This window comes from Micromonospora sp. A202 (assembly GCF_006715105.1).
Lineage (GTDB): Bacteria > Actinomycetota > Actinomycetes > Mycobacteriales > Micromonosporaceae > Micromonospora > Micromonospora zamorensis.
In genome coordinates this window covers 2,288,420-2,307,974 of record NZ_VFMP01000001.1, presented here as the reverse complement: position 1 = coordinate 2,307,974, position 19,555 = coordinate 2,288,420, and the positions used below count along the sequence as shown (strand labels likewise).

General features: G+C 68.7%; 11 protein-coding genes and 3 rRNA genes. 3 read left to right on the top strand and 11 right to left on the bottom strand.

From position 1 onward, the window contains the following. Positions 1-85: 85 nt before the first annotated feature. Positions 86-1,105 (top strand): helix-turn-helix domain-containing protein, encoded by a 1,020-nt coding sequence (locus FBZ33_RS10615; RefSeq protein ID WP_141908889.1) that lies wholly within the window; start codon positions 86-88, stop codon positions 1,103-1,105. A gap of 80 nt (positions 1,106-1,185) precedes the next feature. Here FBZ33_RS10615 and FBZ33_RS10610 read toward each other — a convergent pair whose 3' ends face one another. The 5 genes from FBZ33_RS10610 to FBZ33_RS10590 all read right to left on the bottom strand — a co-directional run bounded on the left by FBZ33_RS10610 (position 1,186) and on the right by FBZ33_RS10590 (position 7,849). Continuing rightward, the gene (locus tag FBZ33_RS10610) at positions 1,186-4,905 is read right to left on the bottom strand and encodes a S8 family serine peptidase (protein ID WP_141908888.1); all 3,720 of its coding nucleotides are present in this window, start codon (positions 4,903-4,905) and stop codon (positions 1,186-1,188) included. Positions 4,906-5,063: 158 nt separating this feature from the next. Continuing rightward, positions 5,064-5,948, bottom strand: a complete 885-nt coding sequence (locus tag FBZ33_RS10605; RefSeq protein WP_141908887.1) for an NAD kinase — start codon at positions 5,946-5,948, stop codon at positions 5,064-5,066. Between the two features lie 85 nt (positions 5,949-6,033). After that, positions 6,034-6,900, bottom strand: a complete 867-nt coding sequence (locus FBZ33_RS10600; RefSeq protein WP_141908886.1) for a TlyA family RNA methyltransferase — start codon at positions 6,898-6,900, stop codon at positions 6,034-6,036. Positions 6,901-6,938: 38 nt separating this feature from the next. Next, on the bottom strand, positions 6,939-7,238 hold the full coding sequence (locus FBZ33_RS10595; RefSeq protein ID WP_141908885.1) for a hypothetical protein: 300 nt from the start codon (positions 7,236-7,238) through the stop codon (positions 6,939-6,941). After that, the gene (locus tag FBZ33_RS10590; RefSeq protein WP_088947518.1) at positions 7,235-7,849 is read right to left on the bottom strand and encodes a phasin family protein; all 615 of its coding nucleotides are present in this window, start codon (positions 7,847-7,849) and stop codon (positions 7,235-7,237) included. The genes FBZ33_RS10595 and FBZ33_RS10590 overlap by 4 nt, the downstream gene beginning before the upstream one ends. Positions 7,850-7,960: 111 nt before the next feature. On the opposite strand from FBZ33_RS10590, the gene FBZ33_RS10585 reads away from it, so the two are divergent. Next, positions 7,961-8,299 (top strand): SCP2 sterol-binding domain-containing protein, encoded by a 339-nt coding sequence (locus tag FBZ33_RS10585; RefSeq protein WP_088947517.1) that lies wholly within the window; start codon positions 7,961-7,963, stop codon positions 8,297-8,299. 23 nt (positions 8,300-8,322) lie between these two features. Here the strand turns inward: FBZ33_RS10585 and FBZ33_RS10580 are convergent, their stop codons facing one another. Further along, positions 8,323-9,354, bottom strand: coding sequence for an HAD-IIA family hydrolase (locus tag FBZ33_RS10580; RefSeq protein ID WP_141908884.1), 1,032 nt, complete (start codon positions 9,352-9,354; stop codon positions 8,323-8,325). Then, positions 9,351-10,355, bottom strand: a complete 1,005-nt coding sequence (locus tag FBZ33_RS10575; protein WP_255508792.1) for a lipopolysaccharide assembly protein LapB — start codon at positions 10,353-10,355, stop codon at positions 9,351-9,353. The genes FBZ33_RS10580 and FBZ33_RS10575 overlap by 4 nt, the downstream gene beginning before the upstream one ends. On the opposite strand from FBZ33_RS10575, the gene FBZ33_RS32695 reads away from it, so the two are divergent. Then, the gene (locus FBZ33_RS32695; protein WP_185755547.1) at positions 10,290-12,290 is read left to right on the top strand and encodes a hypothetical protein; all 2,001 of its coding nucleotides are present in this window, start codon (positions 10,290-10,292) and stop codon (positions 12,288-12,290) included. The two genes, FBZ33_RS10575 and FBZ33_RS32695, sit on opposite strands and share 66 nt — an antisense overlap. A gap of 90 nt (positions 12,291-12,380) precedes the next feature. Here the strand turns inward: FBZ33_RS32695 and rrf are convergent. The 4 genes from rrf to tyrS form a co-directional block, all read right to left on the bottom strand. Further along, a 5S ribosomal RNA gene (gene rrf / locus FBZ33_RS10570) occupies positions 12,381-12,497 on the bottom strand. A 90-nt stretch (positions 12,498-12,587) separates the two neighbouring features. Then, a 23S ribosomal RNA gene (locus FBZ33_RS10565) occupies positions 12,588-15,699 on the bottom strand. Positions 15,700-16,082: 383 nt separating this feature from the next. After that, positions 16,083-17,599 (bottom strand): 16S ribosomal RNA (locus FBZ33_RS10560). The 16S, 23S and 5S rRNA genes sit together here, the layout of an rRNA operon. 643 nt (positions 17,600-18,242) lie before the next feature. Then, the gene (gene tyrS, locus FBZ33_RS10550; RefSeq protein ID WP_141912563.1) at positions 18,243-19,535 is read right to left on the bottom strand and encodes a tyrosine--tRNA ligase; all 1,293 of its coding nucleotides are present in this window, start codon (positions 19,533-19,535) and stop codon (positions 18,243-18,245) included. Between the last annotated feature and the right edge of the window lie 20 nt (positions 19,536-19,555).

The following is a 19,555-nucleotide window of genomic DNA, read 5'->3' as shown; positions in this document are numbered from 1 at the left end:
ACCGACAGTAGACGCGAGGCACGACAGTTGACCAGCCGACGGGCCCGGGAGGGGCCGGCACCCGGCCGACGTACAGTTCTGCCCCGTGTTGGACGTGATCGGCCTGACCTCGGCTGAAGAGGAGCTCTACCGCTGCCTGCTCCAGCTCACGGTGGCGCGCGTCGACGACCTGGTCGCTCGTCTGCAACGCCCCCGCGAGCAGGTCGTCGCCCAGGTCGAGGCCCTGCGCGCCAAGGGTCTGGTGCAGCCCACCGACAGCGACCCCGACGCGCCACTGCGCCCGACCGCCCCGGACGTCGCCCTGGGCGGGGCGCTGCTGCGTCGTCAGGAGGACCTGGAGGCGGCCCGCCGCCGGGTCACCCAACTGGCCGAGGAGTACCGGTCCGGGCTACGCCGGCACCACGTCGACCACCTCGTCGAGGTGATCACCGGCGCCCGGGTCCTGCGGGACCGTTTGCGCGATCTGCAGAATTCGGCGCGTACCGAGGTGCTCTGGTTCTGCCGGGCCAACCCCCTGGCGATGGCCGGCCCGGAGAACGTCGAGGAGTTCGACGCGCTGGCCCGCGGGGTGACCTACCGGGCCATCTACGAGCGTGACCTGCTGCTGGAGCCGGGCGCGCTGGCGGACCTGGCCAAGGGCGTCGCCGCCGGCGAGCAGGCCCGGGTGCTGGACCGGCTGCCGGTCCGACTGGCCATCGTGGACGGCAGCACCGCCGTCTGCCCGTTGGTGCCCGACCGCGACGGTGGGGAGCCGAGCGCCGCCGTGATCGGTCGCAGTCAACTGCTCGACGCCCTGCTCGCCCTCTTCGAGAGCCACTGGCGGGTGGCCACCCGGCTGCGGCTCGACGACCCCCTCAACGTCGCGGCGGCGGAGAACCGGCGGCCGGACCCCGAGGACCATCCGAGCGACGGTTACCAGCCGGATGCCGACGAGGCACGACTGTTGTCGCTGTTCGTGGCCGGCGTACCGGACAAGTCCATCGCCTCCCAGCTCGGCGTGAGCCGGCGGACCGTGCAGCGGCGGATCGCCGACCTGATGGCCGCCGCCGGCGTGGACACCCGGCCCGGGCTGGCGTTCCAGGTCGCCCGACGCGGCTGGCTCTGACGCCGAAGGGGCCCACCGTCGGAAGACGGTGGACCCCTCGACGGGTGGGCGGGACGGCGTGACCGCCCCGCCCTCCCGGATCAGCGCAGCCCGTACGCCTGGAGCACCGTCTGGTCGACGGTGTTCCCGGCCCGGTCGGAGGCGTGCACCCGCAACGACACCGTTCCCCGCCCAGCGGGCACGGTCGCGGTGTACCGGGTGCCCGACCCTCTGGTCGGGGCGTTCCGCCAGGTGACTCCCCCGTCGAAGGAGACCTGCACCCGGACGCTGGTGCCGGTCGGCGCTGCCACCCCGGCCGGTTGGCGCAGCGTCACCCCCAGCTGGTGGGGGCGGTTGCCGCGTACCGTGCCGAGCAGGTCGGCCGGCACCCGGTAGTCCACCTGCAGCAGCGACAACGGCGCGGCGTCGCCCGCCGGCCGGGCCGAGGTGAACTCCCAGGCCGTGTCGGTCCGGGTGCCGTAGCGCCACTCGGCCGAGGACCGCTTCGTGGTCAGGTCCAGCCGGTAGCGGGCCCGCTGCGCCGTGGTGGGCACCGGGGCCCACCCGCCGGACAGGTCGGCGATCTGCTTCCCGTCCCGGCTGACCCGCGCCTCGACGGTGTCCGACTCCTCACTGTTTCCGGCGACGCTGTAGTGGCCGTCCGCGTCGACGAACTCGGGCACCCGCAGGTCCAGCGTGTCACCGGTACGCGTGGGCACCGGCACCCCGCCGCCGGCCGGCACGGCCGGCCGGATCACCGGGGCGTGCCAGGTCTCGGCCTCCCGGTCGTCGGCGTCGTAGCGCCGGGGCTCCTCGGTCAGGCCGCCGGTCAACTGCCCCCACTGCAGGTACATGAGCTTGTGCTGGACCCGGTGCTGCCACCAGTTGTCTCCGGCACTGACGAACTCCTGCCGGGTGGTGCCGGTGCGGACCATGCGCTGGTCGTCGTTCCAGGAGTACTCCTGCCACGGACGCCAGCTGAACCGCTCCTCGCTGGCCCAGCCGGCACCCGTGTCGCCGTAGCTCGCGGTCACCTCGGCCGTGTTCTTCGCGGTCACGGTGTGCACGATGCGCTCCGGCACCCGGCCCTTCGACACCTGCCACACGTCATACAGGTACGGGCTGTCCACGGTCAGCGTCAGGTCGAGCGTCGCCCGGCCCTTGCGCACCGCCGCGATCAACCGCTGCCCGTCGTCGTACGCGACCACCATCGACGGGATCGGCAGTCGGTCCCCGATCGGGCGCCACACCGTCCACGCCGAAAAGTCCGCCGGCCGAACGATCAGCACCATGGCGGCGCCAGCGGCCGCGGCGGCGGCAACCTGCTCCTCCTCGGATCGGTCCGGATCGGTGGCGAGCAGCGCCGCGGCGCCCCGCACCCGGGTCAGGTCGGCGGGCGTCCCGGTGCCGGCCCAGACCAGCGGCAGCTTGCGCCGGCCGGTCGGTGCCGGTGACGTACGCAGCACGTTGATGTCCAGTGGACCGGACACCCCGCTGATCTTCGCGTCCACCATCGGTGCGACGAGCTGCCAGCGCGAGGCGAACTCGAACTCACCCTGGCGCACCTGGCGGGTCGGCGTGACGTTGACCTGCTGGACGGTGCTGTAGGCCATCACGCCGTGGTCGATCTGCCGGCCGTTGGCCAACACCCGGTGCACGTAGTAGCTGAGGGTGGCCCGCTGCTCGCTGGGCTTCGGCGTCTCGATCCGCACCGGTGTGCCCTTGCGCGCGTCGAGGACCACTGTCAGGTCCCGGTCGACGACCAGCTCCGGTTCGACGGTCTGGGTCAACTGCTCGTCCAGTGGAACGCCGTGCTGGACCATCGCGGTCAGCATGTACGTGCCCTCCTCGACCTGGAGGGTGCCTTCGCCCGGCCACTCGCCCCAGTAGTCGGACTCGGGCTGCTCACCGAAGAGGGTGAACCCCGGCGAGAGGGTCAGCTGACCCTGCCGGTCCAACACCTTGATGGTGACCTGGTGCAACGGACCGTTGACGGTGAGCCCGACCGGCGTGCGCACGGCGACGCCGTCCGTACCGGTCGCCACCAGCCAGCCACCGTGCGGGCCTCGGGCCAGCTTCGCCGGGTCGGCACGCAGCGGCACGGCGACACTTCCGCCCGCCGGCACTGTCACCGCGTCGGAGGCCACTGAGACCCCGTCGGTCTCGGCCGCGCCGCTGTCCAGGTTGCGCAGCTCCAGGGCCGGCCGCAGGGTCTGCGCGATGTTCGTGCCGTTGGTGTACGTCACGGTCCGCTCGACCGGCGCGGCGCCGGTCTGGATCCGTCCGAAGTCAGCGGTGGCCGAGGCGTACACCTGCTGCTTGAGCGCCCGAGCCACGTCGACCCGGCCGCCGCCCTGCTCGAAGACGGTCAGCGCCGGGTTGGCCTTCGTGGTGCTCACCAGCGCGTCCTTGAGCGTCCCGGCGGCCCAGTCCGGGTGTTCCTGGGCGAGGATCGCCGCAGCGCCGGCCACGTGCGGTGTGGCCATCGAGGTCCCGGACGCGGTCGTGTAGGCGTCGCCCACCGGCGTACCCATTGTGGTCCCGACGGCCCGCGCGGCGACGATGCCGACGCCCGGGGCGGTGATCTCCGGCTTCAGGCCGTTGTCGCCGAGTCGCGGACCACGGCTGGAGAACTCCGCCAGGTTGTCGTCGCGGTCGACCGCGCCGACGGTGAGCGCCGCCGCGGCCGCGCCCGGCGAACCGACGGTACGCGCCTCGCCCGCGTTGCCGGCGGCGACCACGAAGAGCGCGCCGGTCTCGGCGGTCAGGTCGTTGACGGCCTGGCTCATCGGGTCGGTGCCGTCGGTCGGGTCGCCGCCGAGGCTCATGCTGACGACCTTCGCGCCGGAGTGGGCGGCCCACTCCATGCCGGCGATGATGGACGAGTCATAGCCGGAGCCACCGTCGTCCAGCACCTTGCCGACCAGCAACCGCGCGCCGGGCGCGACACCCTTGCGCAGCCCGGCAGACGCGTTGCCGGTGCCGGCGATGGTCGCCGCCACGTGCGTGCCGTGGCCATGACCGTCACGGGCGCTGCCGCTGTCGGAGAAGTCCCGCGCCTCGGCGATCCGTCCGGCCAGGTCGGGGTGGGTGGCATCGACGCCGGTGTCCAGGACGGCCACCGTCACGCCACTGCCGTCCCGGCCGGCCGCCCAGGCCTGCGGGGCGCCGATCTGCGGCACGCTGTGCTCCAGCGTCGGGCGGACCTTCCCGTCCAGCCAGATCCGGGCGATGCCACCGCCCAACCGGGGCGCGGCGGCCGTGGTCCGGGTGGTCGGCGTGCCGGCGAGCGTGCTCCACAGGCCACCGAGGTCACCCTTGCCGACCCGCAGAGCCGCGCCGTCGATGCTCTCCAGGGGGCGGGCGTCCGCGGCGACGGTGAGCGGCCGGACCCGGCCGGCGGCCGGCTCCTGATAGCGCACGATCAGCGGCAGGTTGCCCTGCGCGGCGTCGCCGTAGCCGTCAGCGGCCAACTTCTGCACGTCGAACAGGTTGGCGTCGAGAACCCCGCTGGAGACGTAGGGCAGGGCGTCGCTGGGAAGCACCCGCAGCGCGCCGTCGACCTCCATGGTCTGGAACACGATCCGCTCGCGCCCGGGTCCCGGGCGGACGGTGGCGGCGACCCGGCCTGGTGCGGCCTGCACCAGGTCGACCTGGTCGCCGGTGATCAGCGTGAGACGAACGGGCGCGGCACCCGGAACGGGTGTGCCCGCCGTCGGGCCGGTGGGCCGGGCGGGCGGGTCGGCGGACGCCGGTGCGGCGAGACCGACCACCAACGCGCCGACCGCGCCGACGGCGAGCCAGCGTGGGGACCAGTGCATGCGATGTGCTCCTCTACTCCTCCAGGCCCGCCATCCGTAGATGAGGGCCGATCGGAGTGTGCGTCGGAGCCTGTCACCAGGTCACTAGTCATCGGCCGCCGCAGCGGCGACATGTCGTCAGGTGGACAACCGACGTCCACCGAGCGTGTGCACCACGGTCACCGGCGGCTGCCGCGCCAACCGTGCACGGGAAGGGCGAACTTGGCGACCAGCCGGTCGGTGAACGGGCGGGGCCGCAACCGCACGATGCGCACCGGCAGGGCGCCCCGACGCACCGTCACCCGGGCACCGGGCGGCAGGTCGTAGACCCGACGCCCGTCGCAGGAGAGCACCGCGAGGGTGGTGAACGGGTCGACGGTGATCACGAAGGTGGACGTCGGCGCCGTGACCAGCGGGCGGCTGAACAACGCGTGCGCGCTGATCGGCACCAGCAGCAACGCCTCCACCTCCGGCCAGACCACCGGGCCGCCACCGGAGAACGCGTACGCGGTGGAGCCGGTGGGCGTGGCGCAGACGACACCGTCGCAGCCGTAGCGGGACAGCGGGCGCCCGTCCACGTCGACGAGCAGTTCGAGCATCTGCGCCCGCTCGCCCTTCTCGATGCTGATCTCGTTGAGCGCCCAGGACTCGATGGTCGGCCCACCGTCGAACTCGGCGGTGACGTCCAGGGTGAGCCGCTCGTCGACCGTGTAGTTGCGACTGACCACGTCCCGCACCGCGACGTCCAGGTCGTCGATCTCCGCCTCGGCCAGGAAACCAACCTTGCCGAGGTTGATGCCGAGCAGCGGCGCCTTCGCCGGGCGGGCCAGCTCGGCGGCACGCAGGAAGGTGCCGTCGCCCCCGAGCGCGAAGACGATCTCGGCGCCCTCGGCGGCCTCCTGACCTGCGACCGGCACCACGCCGGGCAGGTCCAGGTCGTCGGCCTCGTCGGCGACCACCCGTACCTCGAAACCCGCGGCGATCAGGTCGGCCGCGACCGACCGGGCGTGCTCGGTGCTACGCCGACGGCCGGTGTGCGTCACCAGCAGCGCGGTCCGGCTCATCGGGCCACCCGCCCGACCGGGCGGCGGTGCGCCACCGTCGCACCGGCACAACCGTGTGTCGTGCCAGTGCCCTCGCTGCGCGCGTTCACCCTGCGACCTCCTCCGTCGCCGCCGCCACGTCCGGCACGTCGCCGGCCGTCGTCGGGCCGTCCGGCCCAGCCGCCACCACGGCCCGCACCCGTTGCGGGTCGGCCGGCGGTGCGCCCCGGCGCAACCATACGAAGAACTCCACGTTGCCGCTCGGCCCGGGCAGCGGGCTGGCCGCCACGTCCGCCAACCCGAGACCGAGCCGCTCGGCCGCCGCGGCCACGTCCAGCACCGCTTCGGCACGCAGCTCCGGATCGCGCACCACACCACCGGCGCCGACCCGGTCCTTGCCGACCTCGAACTGCGGCTTCACCATCAACGCCAGGTCACCGTCGTCGCGAGTGCAGCCGGCCAGCGCCGGCAGCACCAGACGCAGCGAGATGAACGACAGGTCGGCCACCGTGAGGTCGACAGGCCCGCCGATCGTCTCGGCGTCGAGGGTACGAACGTTGGTGCGTTCCAGGACGCGGACCCGCTCGTTCGTGCGCAGCGGCCAGGCGAGCTGCCCGTAGCCGACGTCCACGGCCACCACCTCGGCGGCGTCGGCGCGCAGCAGCACGTCGGTGAAGCCACCGGTGGAGGCGCCGGCGTCCAGGCAGCGCCGTCCGGCGACCCGCAGCCCACCGGCGCCGAACGCGGCCAGCGCGCCGGCGAGCTTGTGCCCGCCCCGGGAGACGTACTCCTCGGTCGGGTCCGCACCGGTCACCAGGAGGGGATCGGCCGGGTCGACCATCGCGGCGGCCTTGCGCGCGACCACCCCGCGCAGCTGGACCCGGCCGGCCTCCACCAACGCGGCGGCCTGCTCCCGGGAGCGGGCCAGACCGCGGCGGACGAGTTCGGCGTCCAGCCGGTTACGACGTGCCATGGGTGGTTCTCCGGTCTCCTCAGCCCTGGTCGTCCGGCTCAGGTCTGGTCGATGGTGGCGAGGGTTTCCCGCAGCGTCTCGTAGGCCGCTTCGTACTGCGCGATCTGGTCGGCCGGGGCGAGCGTCGCCGCGTTGGTCATGGCCTGCACGGCGGCGTCCACCGCAGGGTGCCGCGCCTCGTCGTCCCCGACGTCCAGCAGCGGCCCGGGGCGGACCCCCGTGGGAGGGCCGGGGCGGACGCCTGCGGGAGGGCCGGGGCGGGCGGCGAACGACCCGCCGGTGGGCGGGCCGGGCCGGGCCGGGAACGACCCGCCCGTCGGCGGATGGGGCTGGCTCATTCGGCGGCGTCCGGCGGCTGCGGACGGGCCGCCTTCTTGGCCGGCATGACCGCCGGGGTCGGGGTGTCGTCGTCGGTCCGGCTGATCGTCGCCGGCGGCTTCTTCGCGATGGCCTTCTTGGCGATCGCCTTCTTCGCCACGGCCTTCTTTGCCACAGCCTTCTTCGCCACGGCCTTCTCGGCCGTCGGCGCGGAGACCGGGGCACCGGCCGGGCCGTCGGACGGCACCAGCCGGTCACCGGGCGGCGCGGCGAGGGTCGGATCGGGTTGCTCCCGGGGGCCGGCAGTCGGCGCGTGCGCCGGCTCGGCGGCACGCGCCTCGCGGAGTTGCCGCTCCAGGTCGTGCACCCGCCGGGTCAGCTCGGCCACCTCGTCGGCGGTGGCCAGCCCGACCGCGCCGAGAGCCCGGTCGACCTCGAAGCGGACCAGCTTGGTCAGCGCCTCCCGGTTGGCGGCGCCGGTGGTGACCAGTTCCTCGCCGAGCGCCTGGAGTTGGGCGGCGGTCGCGCCGCCGGAACCGACGAGGCGACGTGCCACGTCCTGGGCCTTCTTCCGGGGCGCCTCCGCGAGGCCCATGGCCAGTTCGAAGTAGGCGCGCCACGCGTCCTGCATGCCTGAGTCCTTCCACGGGGCGGGGTGTGCAGGTGTCACGCTACCGGGCACCCCGTGCCGTGCCGTGCGGTACGGTGCCGAGGACGGCGTGGCGATCAACGAGGGGGAGATGTGGCCAGCGTGGACGAGTGCCGGCAGGCATTGCAGGAGCTGGCCGCCCGGCTGGACCGCAACGCGGAGACGGTGCGCGAACGGATCGATCTGGACCGGACGTTGGCCTGCCGGATCACCGACCTGGACACCGCGTTCCACGGCCGGATCACCGGCGGTCGGCTGGTCGAGCTGACCGACGGCGACGACCCAAAAGCCAAGATCGCGCTGAGCACGTCCAGCGACGACCTGCTCGCCCTGGTCCGCGGCGACCTCGACGTCACCAGCGCGGTGACCTCCCGCCGGGTGTCGATCAAGGCCAACCCGTTCGACCTGCTGAAGCTGCGCAAACTGCTCTGACGGACCCGTTCGCCCGACCTCGGTCAGGCAGCGGCGGTCAGACCGAAGCTCTCCAGCGCGTGGGCCGCGTCCGGGCCGATCGGGCGGATCTTCGGCAGCGCCGGCTCCGACGCCGACCAGGCCACCGCGCAGAGCGCGGCCAGCGCATCCAGCGGACGACCCGACCCGGCCAGTTCCAGCACCCCGTCGCGGTCGGTCACGGACCAGCCGCCAGCGTCCGCCGGGCCCGGGACCCGCACGGCGGCAGCCGGGTCGAAGAGCCCCGCCAGGTCCCTCGCGACGTACGTGGGATGCCGCCGCGGTTCGGCAGCCAGCAGATCCGGTACGCCGCTGACGCCGGTGAGTACGAGCAGGCTGTCCAGGCCGGCACGGCGGGCGCCCTCGATGTCGGTGTCCAGTCGGTCACCCACCACCAGGCTCCGGCCACCGCCCGCGCGCCGGGCGGCGGTCTCGAACAGCGCCGACTCCGGCTTGCCGACCACCACGTCAGGGTCCCGCTCCAACGCCGTACGCAGCACGGCCACCAGCGACCCGTTACCGGGCAGCGGTCCCCGCCCACTGGGCAGGGTCCGGTCGGTGTTCGTGGCGATCCAGAGCGCCCCGGCCCGCACCGCGACCGAAGCCTCGGCCAGTTCGGCCCAGCCGACCTGCGGCCCGTACCCCTGCACCACAGCGGCAGGGTTCTCGTCGGCCCTGGTGACCGGGGTCAGGCCGACCGCACGCAGCTCGGCGCGCAGGGCCTCCGCGCCGACCACCAGCACCGGCGCGCCGGCGGGCAGCCGGTCCCGCAACAGTTCGGCCGAGGCCGCGGCGGAGGTGAGCACCTCCTCCGGTCGAGCCGGCACGCCCATCCCGGAGAGCAGGTCGGCGACCTCGCTGGAGCGCCGGGAGGCGTTGTTGGTGGCGTACGCCACCGCCCGCCCCTCGTCGTGCAGCCGGGCCACCGCCTCGACGGCGCCGGGGATCGGCCGGTCGATCAGGTAGATCACGCCGTCCAGGTCGAAGACGACCAGGGTGTACCCGTCGACCAGCCGCTCCCCCACGCCCGCGCTCACCGCTGCGTCGGCTCCGACTCGTCACCCCGGGTGGGGGCGGTGTCGTCGGTGTTCACCGCGTCGCCGGACGTCACGCTGCCGTCGGCAGCGGTGTCGGCATTGCCAGCCTCGTCCGGGTGACGGTCCTCGTCCTCGTCGACGGAGTCCTCGTCGTCGTCAGGGCGGCCGACAGCACCGTCCTTCTCGTCGTCGTCGAAGTCCTCGTCTTCGTCTTCGTCGTCTTCGTCGTCTTCGTCTTCGTCGTCTTCGTCTTCGTCGTCTTCGTCGTCGTCGCGGTCGTCGTCGTCCTCGCGGTCGTCGTCGTCCTCGTCGTCGTCGTCGTCGCGGTCGTCGCCGGTCAGGTCGGCGTCCGGCTGGGCCGGAACCGCGCCCGGAGTGCCCGGGCCTGCGGCGATCTCCTCGGCGGCCTCGTCCTCGTCGTCGCCTTCGATGAGCACGCCGTCGAGTTCCAGCAGCCGCTCGGCGGCGTCGGTCTCGCCCTCGGTGTCCACGTCGGCGGCGCGGGAGAACCACTCGCGAGCTTCCTCGCGCCGGCCCACGGCGAGCAGCGCATCGGCGTACGCGTACCGCAGCCGAGCCGTCCACGGCACCGTGGCCTCACTGGTGAGGTCCGGGACCTGGAGCATCGCCACCGCGGCGTCCTTCTGCCCGAGGTCACCCCGGGCGCCAGCGGCGACGATGAGCAGCTCGATCGCGACGGCCTGGTCCAACTTCTCCCGGTCAGCGCCACGGAACAGGTCGATGGCCCGCTCCGGGCGGCCAAGAGCCCGCTCACAGTCCGCGAGCACGGCCAGGTGGCTCTGCAGACCACTCATCCGGTGGTACGTACGCAACTCGGCGATCGCCGACTGCCACTCCCCCGCGTGGTACGCGGCAAGGCCGACCGCCTCACGGACCGCGGAGATGCGCGACGCGAGCCGCCGGGCAGCCAGCGCGTGCGCCAACGCCTCGGCCGGGTCCTCGTCGATCAGCTGACCGGTCGCGACCAGGTGCCGGGCCACCGTCTCGGCGACCGGCTTGTTCAGCGAGAGCAGTTCAGCGCGAACGTCCTTGTCGAGGTCGGTCGCGACGATATCGTCCGGCAGTGCCGGGCCAGAGCTACGCCCACCCTCGTACGACTCGGAGCCGCCAGCGCGGTCGTCGCGGCGGAACTCGCCCTCACGACGCGGCCGGTCGTCGGCCCGGGGAGCACCCGTCCGGTCGCCACCACGGTAGCCACCCTCGCGGTCGCCGCCACGGTAGCCACCGCCCTCACGCGGACCACTCGGCCGAGAGCTGTCACGGTCGCCACCACGGAAACCGCCCTCACGAGGCGCACCGCCCTCACGGCGGTCGCCACCACGGAAACCGCCCTCACGGCGGTCGCCACCACGGAAACCACCGTCGCGGTCACCGCCACGGAAACCGCCCTCACGGCGGTCGCCACCACGGAAACCACCGTCGCGGTCACCGCCACGGAAGCCACCCTCACGCGGAGCGCTGGAACGCGAGCCGTCCCGGTCGCCACCACGGAAACCACCTTCACGGCGGTCGCCACCACGGAAACCACCGTCGCGGTCACCGCCACGGAAGCCACCCTCACGGGGCGCGCCGCCGTCACGCGGTCCACTCGGCCGGTCACCGCCACGGAAACCGCCCTCACGGCGATCGCCACCGCGGAAACCACCGTCGCGGTCGCCGCCACGGAAGCCACCCTCACGCGGAGCGCTGGAACGCGAGCCGTCCCGATCGCCACCACGGAAACCACCTTCACGGCGGTCGCCGCCACGGAAACCACCCTCACGGGGCGCGCCGCCGTCACGCGGTCCACTCGGCCGGTCACCGCCACGGAAACCGCCCTCACGGCGGTCGCCACCACGGAAACCACCGTCGCGGTCACCGCCACGGAAGCCACCCTCACGGGGCGCGCCGCCATCGCGCGGTCCACTCGGCCGGTCACCGCCACGGAAACCGCCCTCACGGCGATCGCCACCGCGGAAACCACCCTCGCGGTCACCGCCGCGGAAACCGCCCTCGCGGGACGGGCCGGAGCGGGTGCGGTCGCCACCCTGATAGCCGCCCTCGCGGCGGTCGCCGCCACGGAAGCCACCCTCACGGTCGCCACCGCGGAAACCGCCGTCACGCGGGCCGCTGGAACGCGAGCCGTCCCGGTCGCCACCACGGAAGCCACCCTCACGGGGGGCACCGGAACGCGAACCATCCCGATCACCACCGCGGAAACCACCCTCACGCGGGCCGCCGGAACGCGAAGCATCACGGTCACCACCGCGGAAACCACCCTCGCGACGGTCACCGCCGCGGAAGCCACCCTCACGCGGAGCACCAGAGCGCGAGCCGTCCCGATCGCCACCACGGAAGCCACCCTCACGGGGGGCACCGGAACGCGAACCATCCCGATCACCACCGCGGAAACCACCCTCACGCGGGCCGCCGGAACGCGAAGCATCACGGTCACCACCGCGGAAACCACCCTCACGACGGTCACCGCCCCGGTAACCACCCTCACGGGGGGCGCTGGAGCGCGAACCGTCGCGGTCACCGCCCCGGTAACCACCCTCGCGGGGGGCGCTGGAGCGCGAAGCGTCGCGGTCGCCGCCCCGGTAACCACCCTCGCGGGGGGCGCTGGAGCGCGAGCCGTCGCGGTCGCCGCCACGGTAACCACCCTCACGGGGGGCGCTGGAGCGCGAGCCGTCGCGGTCGCCGCCACGGTAACCACCCTCGCGGGGGGCGCTGGAGCGCGAGCTGTCCCGGTCGCCGCCACGGGAACCAGAGTCGCGGCCGCCGGCGTAGCCGCCGCGGGCGCCACCAGCGTTGTCACGGTCTCCCCGGTACGGGGGACGGTCTCGGTCATCGCGGCGCGGGCCGCGGTCGCGTCCGCCCGCGCCGTCAGTACGGTCTTCGTAGCGACGGGGACGGTCTCCGCCCTGCGGTCCTGAACTCACAGGTACATCCTTCCTGATTGCGCCACCAATGGCGCTACGCAGTCGAGGGCCGACCCGGATGGGGCGGCCCTCGACTGGAAGATTGTCCGGCGGCGTCCTACTCTCCCACACCCTCACGAGTGCAGTACCATCGGCGCTGGAGGGCTTAGCTTCCGGGTTCGGAATGTAACCGGGCGTTTCCCCTCCGCCATGACCGCCGTAACTCTATCGACATGTCAAACAACACCAACACCAAACGTGTGGTCTGTTGTTCGTTTATCGAGAGTTGCACAGTGGACGCGTAGCAGCTTAGTAGTCAAGTCCTCGGCCTATTAGTACCGGTCAACTGAACCCGTTACCGGGCTTACATTTCCGGCCTATCAACCCAGTCGTCTAGCTGGGGGCCTTACCCCCACAAAGTGGGGTGGGATACCTCATCTTGAAGCAGGCTTCCCGCTTAGATGCTTTCAGCGGTTATCCCTTCCGAACGTAGCTAACCAGCCGTGCCCTTGGCAGGACAACTGGCACACCAGAGGTTCGTCCGTCCCGGTCCTCTCGTACTAGGGACAGCCCTTCTCAAGTATCCTACGCGCACGGCGGATAGGGACCGAACTGTCTCACGACGTTCTAAACCCAGCTCGCGTACCGCTTTAATGGGCGAACAGCCCAACCCTTGGGACCTGCTACAGCCCCAGGATGCGACGAGCCGACATCGAGGTGCCAAACCATCCCGTCGATATGGACTCTTGGGGAAGATCAGCCTGTTATCCCCGGGGTACCTTTTATCCGTTGAGCGACACCGCTTCCACTCGCAAGTGCCGGATCACTAGTCCCGACTTTCGTCCCTGCTCGACCTGTCAGTCTCACAGTCAAGCTCCCTTGTGTACTTGCACTCAACACCTGATTGCCAACCAGGCTGAGGGAACCTTTGGGCGCCTCCGTTACCTTTTAGGAGGCAACCGCCCCAGTTAAACTACCCACCAGACACTGTCCCTGAACCGGATAACGGTCCGAAGTTAGATACCCAAATCAACCAGAGTGGTATTTCAAGATTGCCTCCACCCATACTGGCGTATGGACTTCACCGGCTCCCACCTATCCTACACAAACTAATTCGAGTACCAATGTCAAGCTATAGTAAAGGTCCCGGGGTCTTTCCGTCCTGCCGCGCGTAACGAGCATCTTTACTCGTACTGCAATTTCGCCGGGCCTGTGGTTGAGACAGTGGGGAAGTCGTTACGCCATTCGTGCAGGTCGGAACTTACCCGACAAGGAATTTCGCTACCTTAGGATGGTTATAGTTACCACCGCCGTTTACTGGCGCTTAAGTTCTCCGCTTCGCCCCGAAGAGCTAACAGGTCCCCTTAACGTTCCAGCACCGGGCAGGCGTCAGTCCATATACATCGAATTACTTCTTCGCATGGACCTGTGTTTTTAGTAAACAGTCGCTTCCCCCTGCTCTCTGCGGCCATACAACGCTCCACCCGCGCGGGGCTTCACGTCTCCGGCCCCCCTTCTCCCTAAGTTACGGGGGCAATTTGCCGAGTTCCTTAACCACAGTTCGCCCGATCGCCTCGGTATTCTCTACCTGACCACCTGTGTCGGTTTGGGGTACGGGCCGCTAAGAACTCGCTAGAGGCTTTTCTCGGCAGCATAGGATCACTGACTTCACCTGAATCGGCTCGGCATCACGTCTCAGCCTTAAATGTGTTGCGGATTTGCCTACAACACGGCCTACACGCTTACCCCGGCACAACCACCGGCCGGGCTCAGCTACCTTCCTGCGTCACCCCATCGCTTGACTACTACCCATCAGGTTCCCAGCCTCCCCAACATCCGTCCGAAGACATCAGTCAGTTCAGGTGGTTAGCACAACGAGGTTCATCAGGGACGCTCTTTCGCGGGTACGGGAATATCAACCCGTTGTCCATCGACTACGCCTCTCGGCCTCGCCTTAGGTCCCGACTCACCCAGGGCGGATTAGCCTGGCCCTGGAACCCTTGGTCATCCGGCGGAAGGGTTTCTCACCCTTCTTTCGCTACTCATGCCTGCATTCTCACTCGTGCCGCGTCCACAACTGGGTCACCCCGCTGCTTCACTCGCGGCACGACGCTCCCCTACCCATCCACACACCTGCACAAGGAATCAAGTCCAAGCGAGGTTAAAATGTGAATGCCACAGCTTCGGCGGTGTGCTTGAGCCCCGCTACATTGTCGGCGCGGAACCACTTGACCAGTGAGCTATTACGCACTCTTTAAAGGGTGGCTGCTTCTAAGCCAACCTCCTGGTTGTCTATGCGACCCCACATCCTTTTCCACTTAGCACACGCTTAGGGGCCTTAGCTGGTGATCTGGGCTGTTTCCCTCTCGACTACGAAGCTTATCCCCCGCAGTCTCACTGCCGCGCTCTCACTTACCGGCATTCGGAGTTTGGCTGATTTCGGTAAGCTTGTGGGCCCCCTAGACCATCCAGTGCTCTACCTCCGGCAAGAAACACGCGACGCTGCACCTAAATGCATTTCGGGGAGAACCAGCTATCACGGAGTTTGATTGGCCTTTCACCCCTAACCACAGGTCATCCCCCAATTTTTCAACATTGGTGGGTTCGGCCCTCCACGCGGTCTTACCCGCGCTTCAGCCTGCCCATGGCTAGATCACTCCGCTTCGGGTCTAGGACACGCGACTGAATCGCCCTATTCAGACTCGCTTTCGCTACGGCTCCCCCACACGGGTTAACCTCGCCACATGCCACTAACTCGCAGGCTCATTCTTCAAAAGGCACGCCGTCACCCCGCAAGGCTCCGACGGATTGTAGGCGAACGGTTTCAGGTACTATTTCACTCCCCTCCCGGGGTACTTTTCACCATTCCCTCACGGTACTTGTCCGCTATCGGTCACCAGGAAGTATTTAGGCTTACCAGGTGGTCCTGGCAGATTCACGGCAGATTTCAGGGGTCCGCCGCTACTCGGGAACACCCACAGAAGGTCAGCAACTTTCACCTACCGGACTTTCACCGTCTACGGTCAGCCATTCCAGACTGTTCGACTAGCCACTAACTTTGTAACTTCTCGAACAAGTGTCAGCTTGTTCAGCAGGGTCCCACAACCCCGACCACGCAACCCCTGACAGGTATCACACGCAGCCGGTTTAGCCTCGATCCGCTTTCGCTCGCCACTACTCACGGAATCACTAAATTGTTTTCTCTTCCTACGGGTACTGAGATGTTTCACTTCCCCGCGTTCCCTCCACACACCCTATGTGTTCAGGTGTGGGTGACACCACATGACTGGTGCCAGGTTTCCCCATTCGGACACCCTGGGATCACAGCTTGGTTGACAGCTCCCCCAGGCCTATCGCGGCCTCCCACGTCCTTCATCGGCTCCTGGTGCCAAGGCATTCACCGTTCGCCCTTGACAACTTGACCACAAAGATGCTCGCGTCCACTGTGCAATTCTCAACAAACGACCAACCCACAACCCGATCCGCCCCACACCAAACCCAGTCCAACGACCAGCGGTATGTGGGGCCAGGCCATGCCTGGCAGACTCCCAGCCCCCACACCGGAGGGCTGGCCAAGTCTCTGAAACAACAACCACATGGTTGTTCCTTCAGGACCCAACAGGGTGCTCACATTTCTTCTCAGCCGCACCAGGGACTTCGTTCCCACCACCCGAAAGCAGCTGTACTAGAAGGAACCCGGCCGTTGCCGAGGAAAAACTTGCCAGTGTCTCCGCCATCTGAGCACCCCGACCCAACATCCGTGGGCCGCGGGCTCCTTGCACCCTTTCAGGTGAAGGTGCTCCTTAGAAAGGAGGTGATCCAGCCGCACCTTCCGGTACGGCTACCTTGTTACGACTTCGTCCCAATCGCCAGCCCCACCTTCGACGGCTCCCTCCCACAAGGGGTTGGGCCACCGGCTTCGGGTGTTGCCGACTTTCGTGACGTGACGGGCGGTGTGTACAAGGCCCGGGAACGTATTCACCGCAGCGTTGCTGATCTGCGATTACTAGCGACTCCGACTTCACGGGGTCGAGTTGCAGACCCCGATCCGAACTGAGACCGGCTTTTTGGGATTCGCTCCACCTCGCGGTATCGCAGCCCATTGTACCGGCCATTGTAGCATGCGTGAAGCCCTGGACATAAGGGGCATGATGACTTGACGTCATCCCCACCTTCCTCCGAGTTGACCCCGGCAGTCTTCGATGAGTCCCCGCCATAACGCGCTGGCAACATCGAACGAGGGTTGCGCTCGTTGCGGGACTTAACCCAACATCTCACGACACGAGCTGACGACAGCCATGCACCACCTGTGACCGCCCCCGAAGGACCTCACATCTCTGTGAGTTTTGCGGCCATGTCAAACCCAGGTAAGGTTCTTCGCGTTGCATCGAATTAATCCGCATGCTCCGCCGCTTGTGCGGGCCCCCGTCAATTCCTTTGAGTTTTAGCCTTGCGGCCGTACTCCCCAGGCGGGGCGCTTAATGCGTTAGCTGCGGCACAGGAAACCGGAGAGGTCCCCCACACCTAGCGCCCAACGTTTACAGCGTGGACTACCAGGGTATCTAATCCTGTTCGCTCCCCACGCTTTCGCTCCTCAGCGTCAGTATCGGCCCAGAGACCCGCCTTCGCCACCGGTGTTCCTCCTGATATCTGCGCATTTCACCGCTACACCAGGAATTCCAGTCTCCCCTACCGAACTCTAGCCTGCCCGTATCGACCGCAGGCTTGGGGTTGAGCCCCAAGTTTTCACGGTCGACGCGACAAGCCGCCTACGAGCTCTTTACGCCCAATAAATCCGGACAACGCTCGCACCCTACGTCTTACCGCGGCTGCTGGCACGTAGTTGGCCGGTGCTTCTTCTGCAGGTACCGTCACTCTCGCTTCGTCCCTGCTGAAAGAGGTTTACAACCCGAAGGCCGTCATCCCTCACGCGGCGTCGCTGCATCAGGCTTCCGCCCATTGTGCAATATTCCCCACTGCTGCCTCCCGTAGGAGTCTGGGCCGTGTCTCAGTCCCAGTGTGGCCGGTCGCCCTCTCAGGCCGGCTACCCGTCGTCGCCTTGGTAGGCCATCACCCCACCAACAAGCTGATAGGCCGCGAGCCCATCCCAAGCCGAAAAACTTTCCACCCCCAGCCATGCGGCCGGAAGTCCTATTCGGTATTAGCCCCCGTTTCCGAGGGTTATCCCAAAGCTTGGGGCAGGTTGCTCACGTGTTACTCACCCGTTCGCCGCTCGAGTACCCCGAAGGGCCTTTCCGCTCGACTTGCATGTGTTAAGCACGCCGCCAGCGTTCGTCCTGAGCCAGGATCAAACTCTCCAACAAAAAATTAGTTGAACAGCATCCTGACAACAAACAAATGTTGCCAAAGGAATCCCAACCAGCCAGAAAAAACTGACCAGTCCGGGGTATAAATCATAATTGGCACTGGCTTTACAAGCACCCTGTTGAGTTCTCAAAGAACAACCACACACCGACCAGAAGCCCCACCTCAGTGGAACCCCCAACCGGGGCTTTTCGTTCGTGTCCCTTAGCGCTTTCCAGCGCCAGGCACTTTTACTACGTTACCCGCTGGTTTCCGCCGTGTCAAACCGGTGTTTCGCGGTTCGTCGTGCTTCACCCGGTAATGCGGGCACCATGTCCCGACCGGCTTGCGCCGCTCTCGTCACGGATTTGGCAGGCCGGCCGCTGCGGTCTCCCGCAAGCTTGCCCGGTGCCCTGCCGGTTGGTAACCATACCCGGTCGGTTTCGCCGCGCCAAATCCGCCTCGCGGCGAACTCGGGGGCACCACCCGGTACCGGTTCCGAGAGGTACAACCCCTCCGACCCGGCGGTCATTCCCGCGCTCCGACCGTCTCAGGCTTTCGCCTGTTTCGTCCGTTCCGCGCTGGCAGAGAGAAAGTTACGCGTCCGGCGGGATGATCGTCAAATCCGCCGGACGCGTCCCCCGTCACACCGTCGACAGTCGACTATTCGCCCAGCTCAACGCCCGCGAACGAGCGCTTGCCACGGCGCAGCACCAGGTATCGCCCGTGCAGCAGGTCGGTCGCCGACACCCCGGCGTCCACCTCGGTCACCCGGTTGTTGTTGACGTAGGCGCCGCCCTCGGCGATCACCCGACGGGCCTCCTTCAGGCCACTGACGAGCCCGGAGTCCCGCAACAACCCCGCCACATCCGGCAGTTCGCCGGAGAGACGCACCAGGCCGGCCTCGGTCAACGCCGCGCGCAGCGTCTCCGGGGCCAGGTCATCCAGCGACCCGCGGCCGAAGAGGGCCTGACTGGCGGCGATCGCCTGTCGGGTCTCGTCGGCGCCGTGCACCAGGGTGGTCAGCTCCTCGGCGAGCGCCCGCTGTGCCAGGCGGGCCGCCGGCCGCTCGGCCGTCGCCTTCGCCAACTCCTCCAGCTCCTCGCGCGTACGGAAGCTGAAGAAGCGCAGGTAGCGGTCGACCTCGCGGTCATCGACGTTGAGCCAGAACTGGTAGAACGCGTACGGGCTGGTCAATGTCGGGTCGAGCCAGACGGCGCCGCCCTCGGTCTTGCCGAACTTCGTGCCGTCGGCCTTGGTGACCAGCGGCGTGGTGAACGCCTGCACCGGCCCCGCGCCACGTCGACGTACGTAGTCGACGCCGGCGGTGATGTTGCCCCACTGGTCGGACCCGCCGAACTGAAGCTGGCAGCCGTGCCGCCGGTGCAGCTCGTAGAAGTCGTTGGCCTGCAGCAGCTGGTAGCTGAACTCGGTGAAGCTGATGCCGGTCTCCAGCCGCGCCCGCACCACCTCCCGGGCGAGCATCTTGTTGACCGGGAAGTGCTTGCCCACGTCGCGCAGGAACTCGACCACCGACATCTCGCCGGTCCAGTCCAGGTTGTTGACCAGTTGCGCGGCGTTGTCCCCCGTGTACGACACGAAGGGCGCGAGCTGCTCACGGATCCGCTCGACCCAGCCGGCGATCACCTCGGGCGGGTTGAGCGTCCGTTCGGCGCTCTCCTTGGGGTCACCGATCTGCCCGGTCGCGCCGCCCACCAGCAGCAACGGGCGGTGCCCCGCGAGTTGCAGCCTGCGGGCCGTGGTGACCTGCATGAGCGAGCCGACGTGCAGGCTCTGCGCGGTGGGGTCGAAACCCACGTAATAGGTGGTGGCCGTCCCGCCGTCGAGCAGCTCGCGCAGCTCGTCGAGGCCGGTCGAGTCCTGGATGAGGCCACGCCAGAGCAGGTCGTCGGTCAGGGAGTCCCGCCGGGACGGCGGGGGGCTGCTGTCGGTCACGGTCACCGATTCTCCCCCAT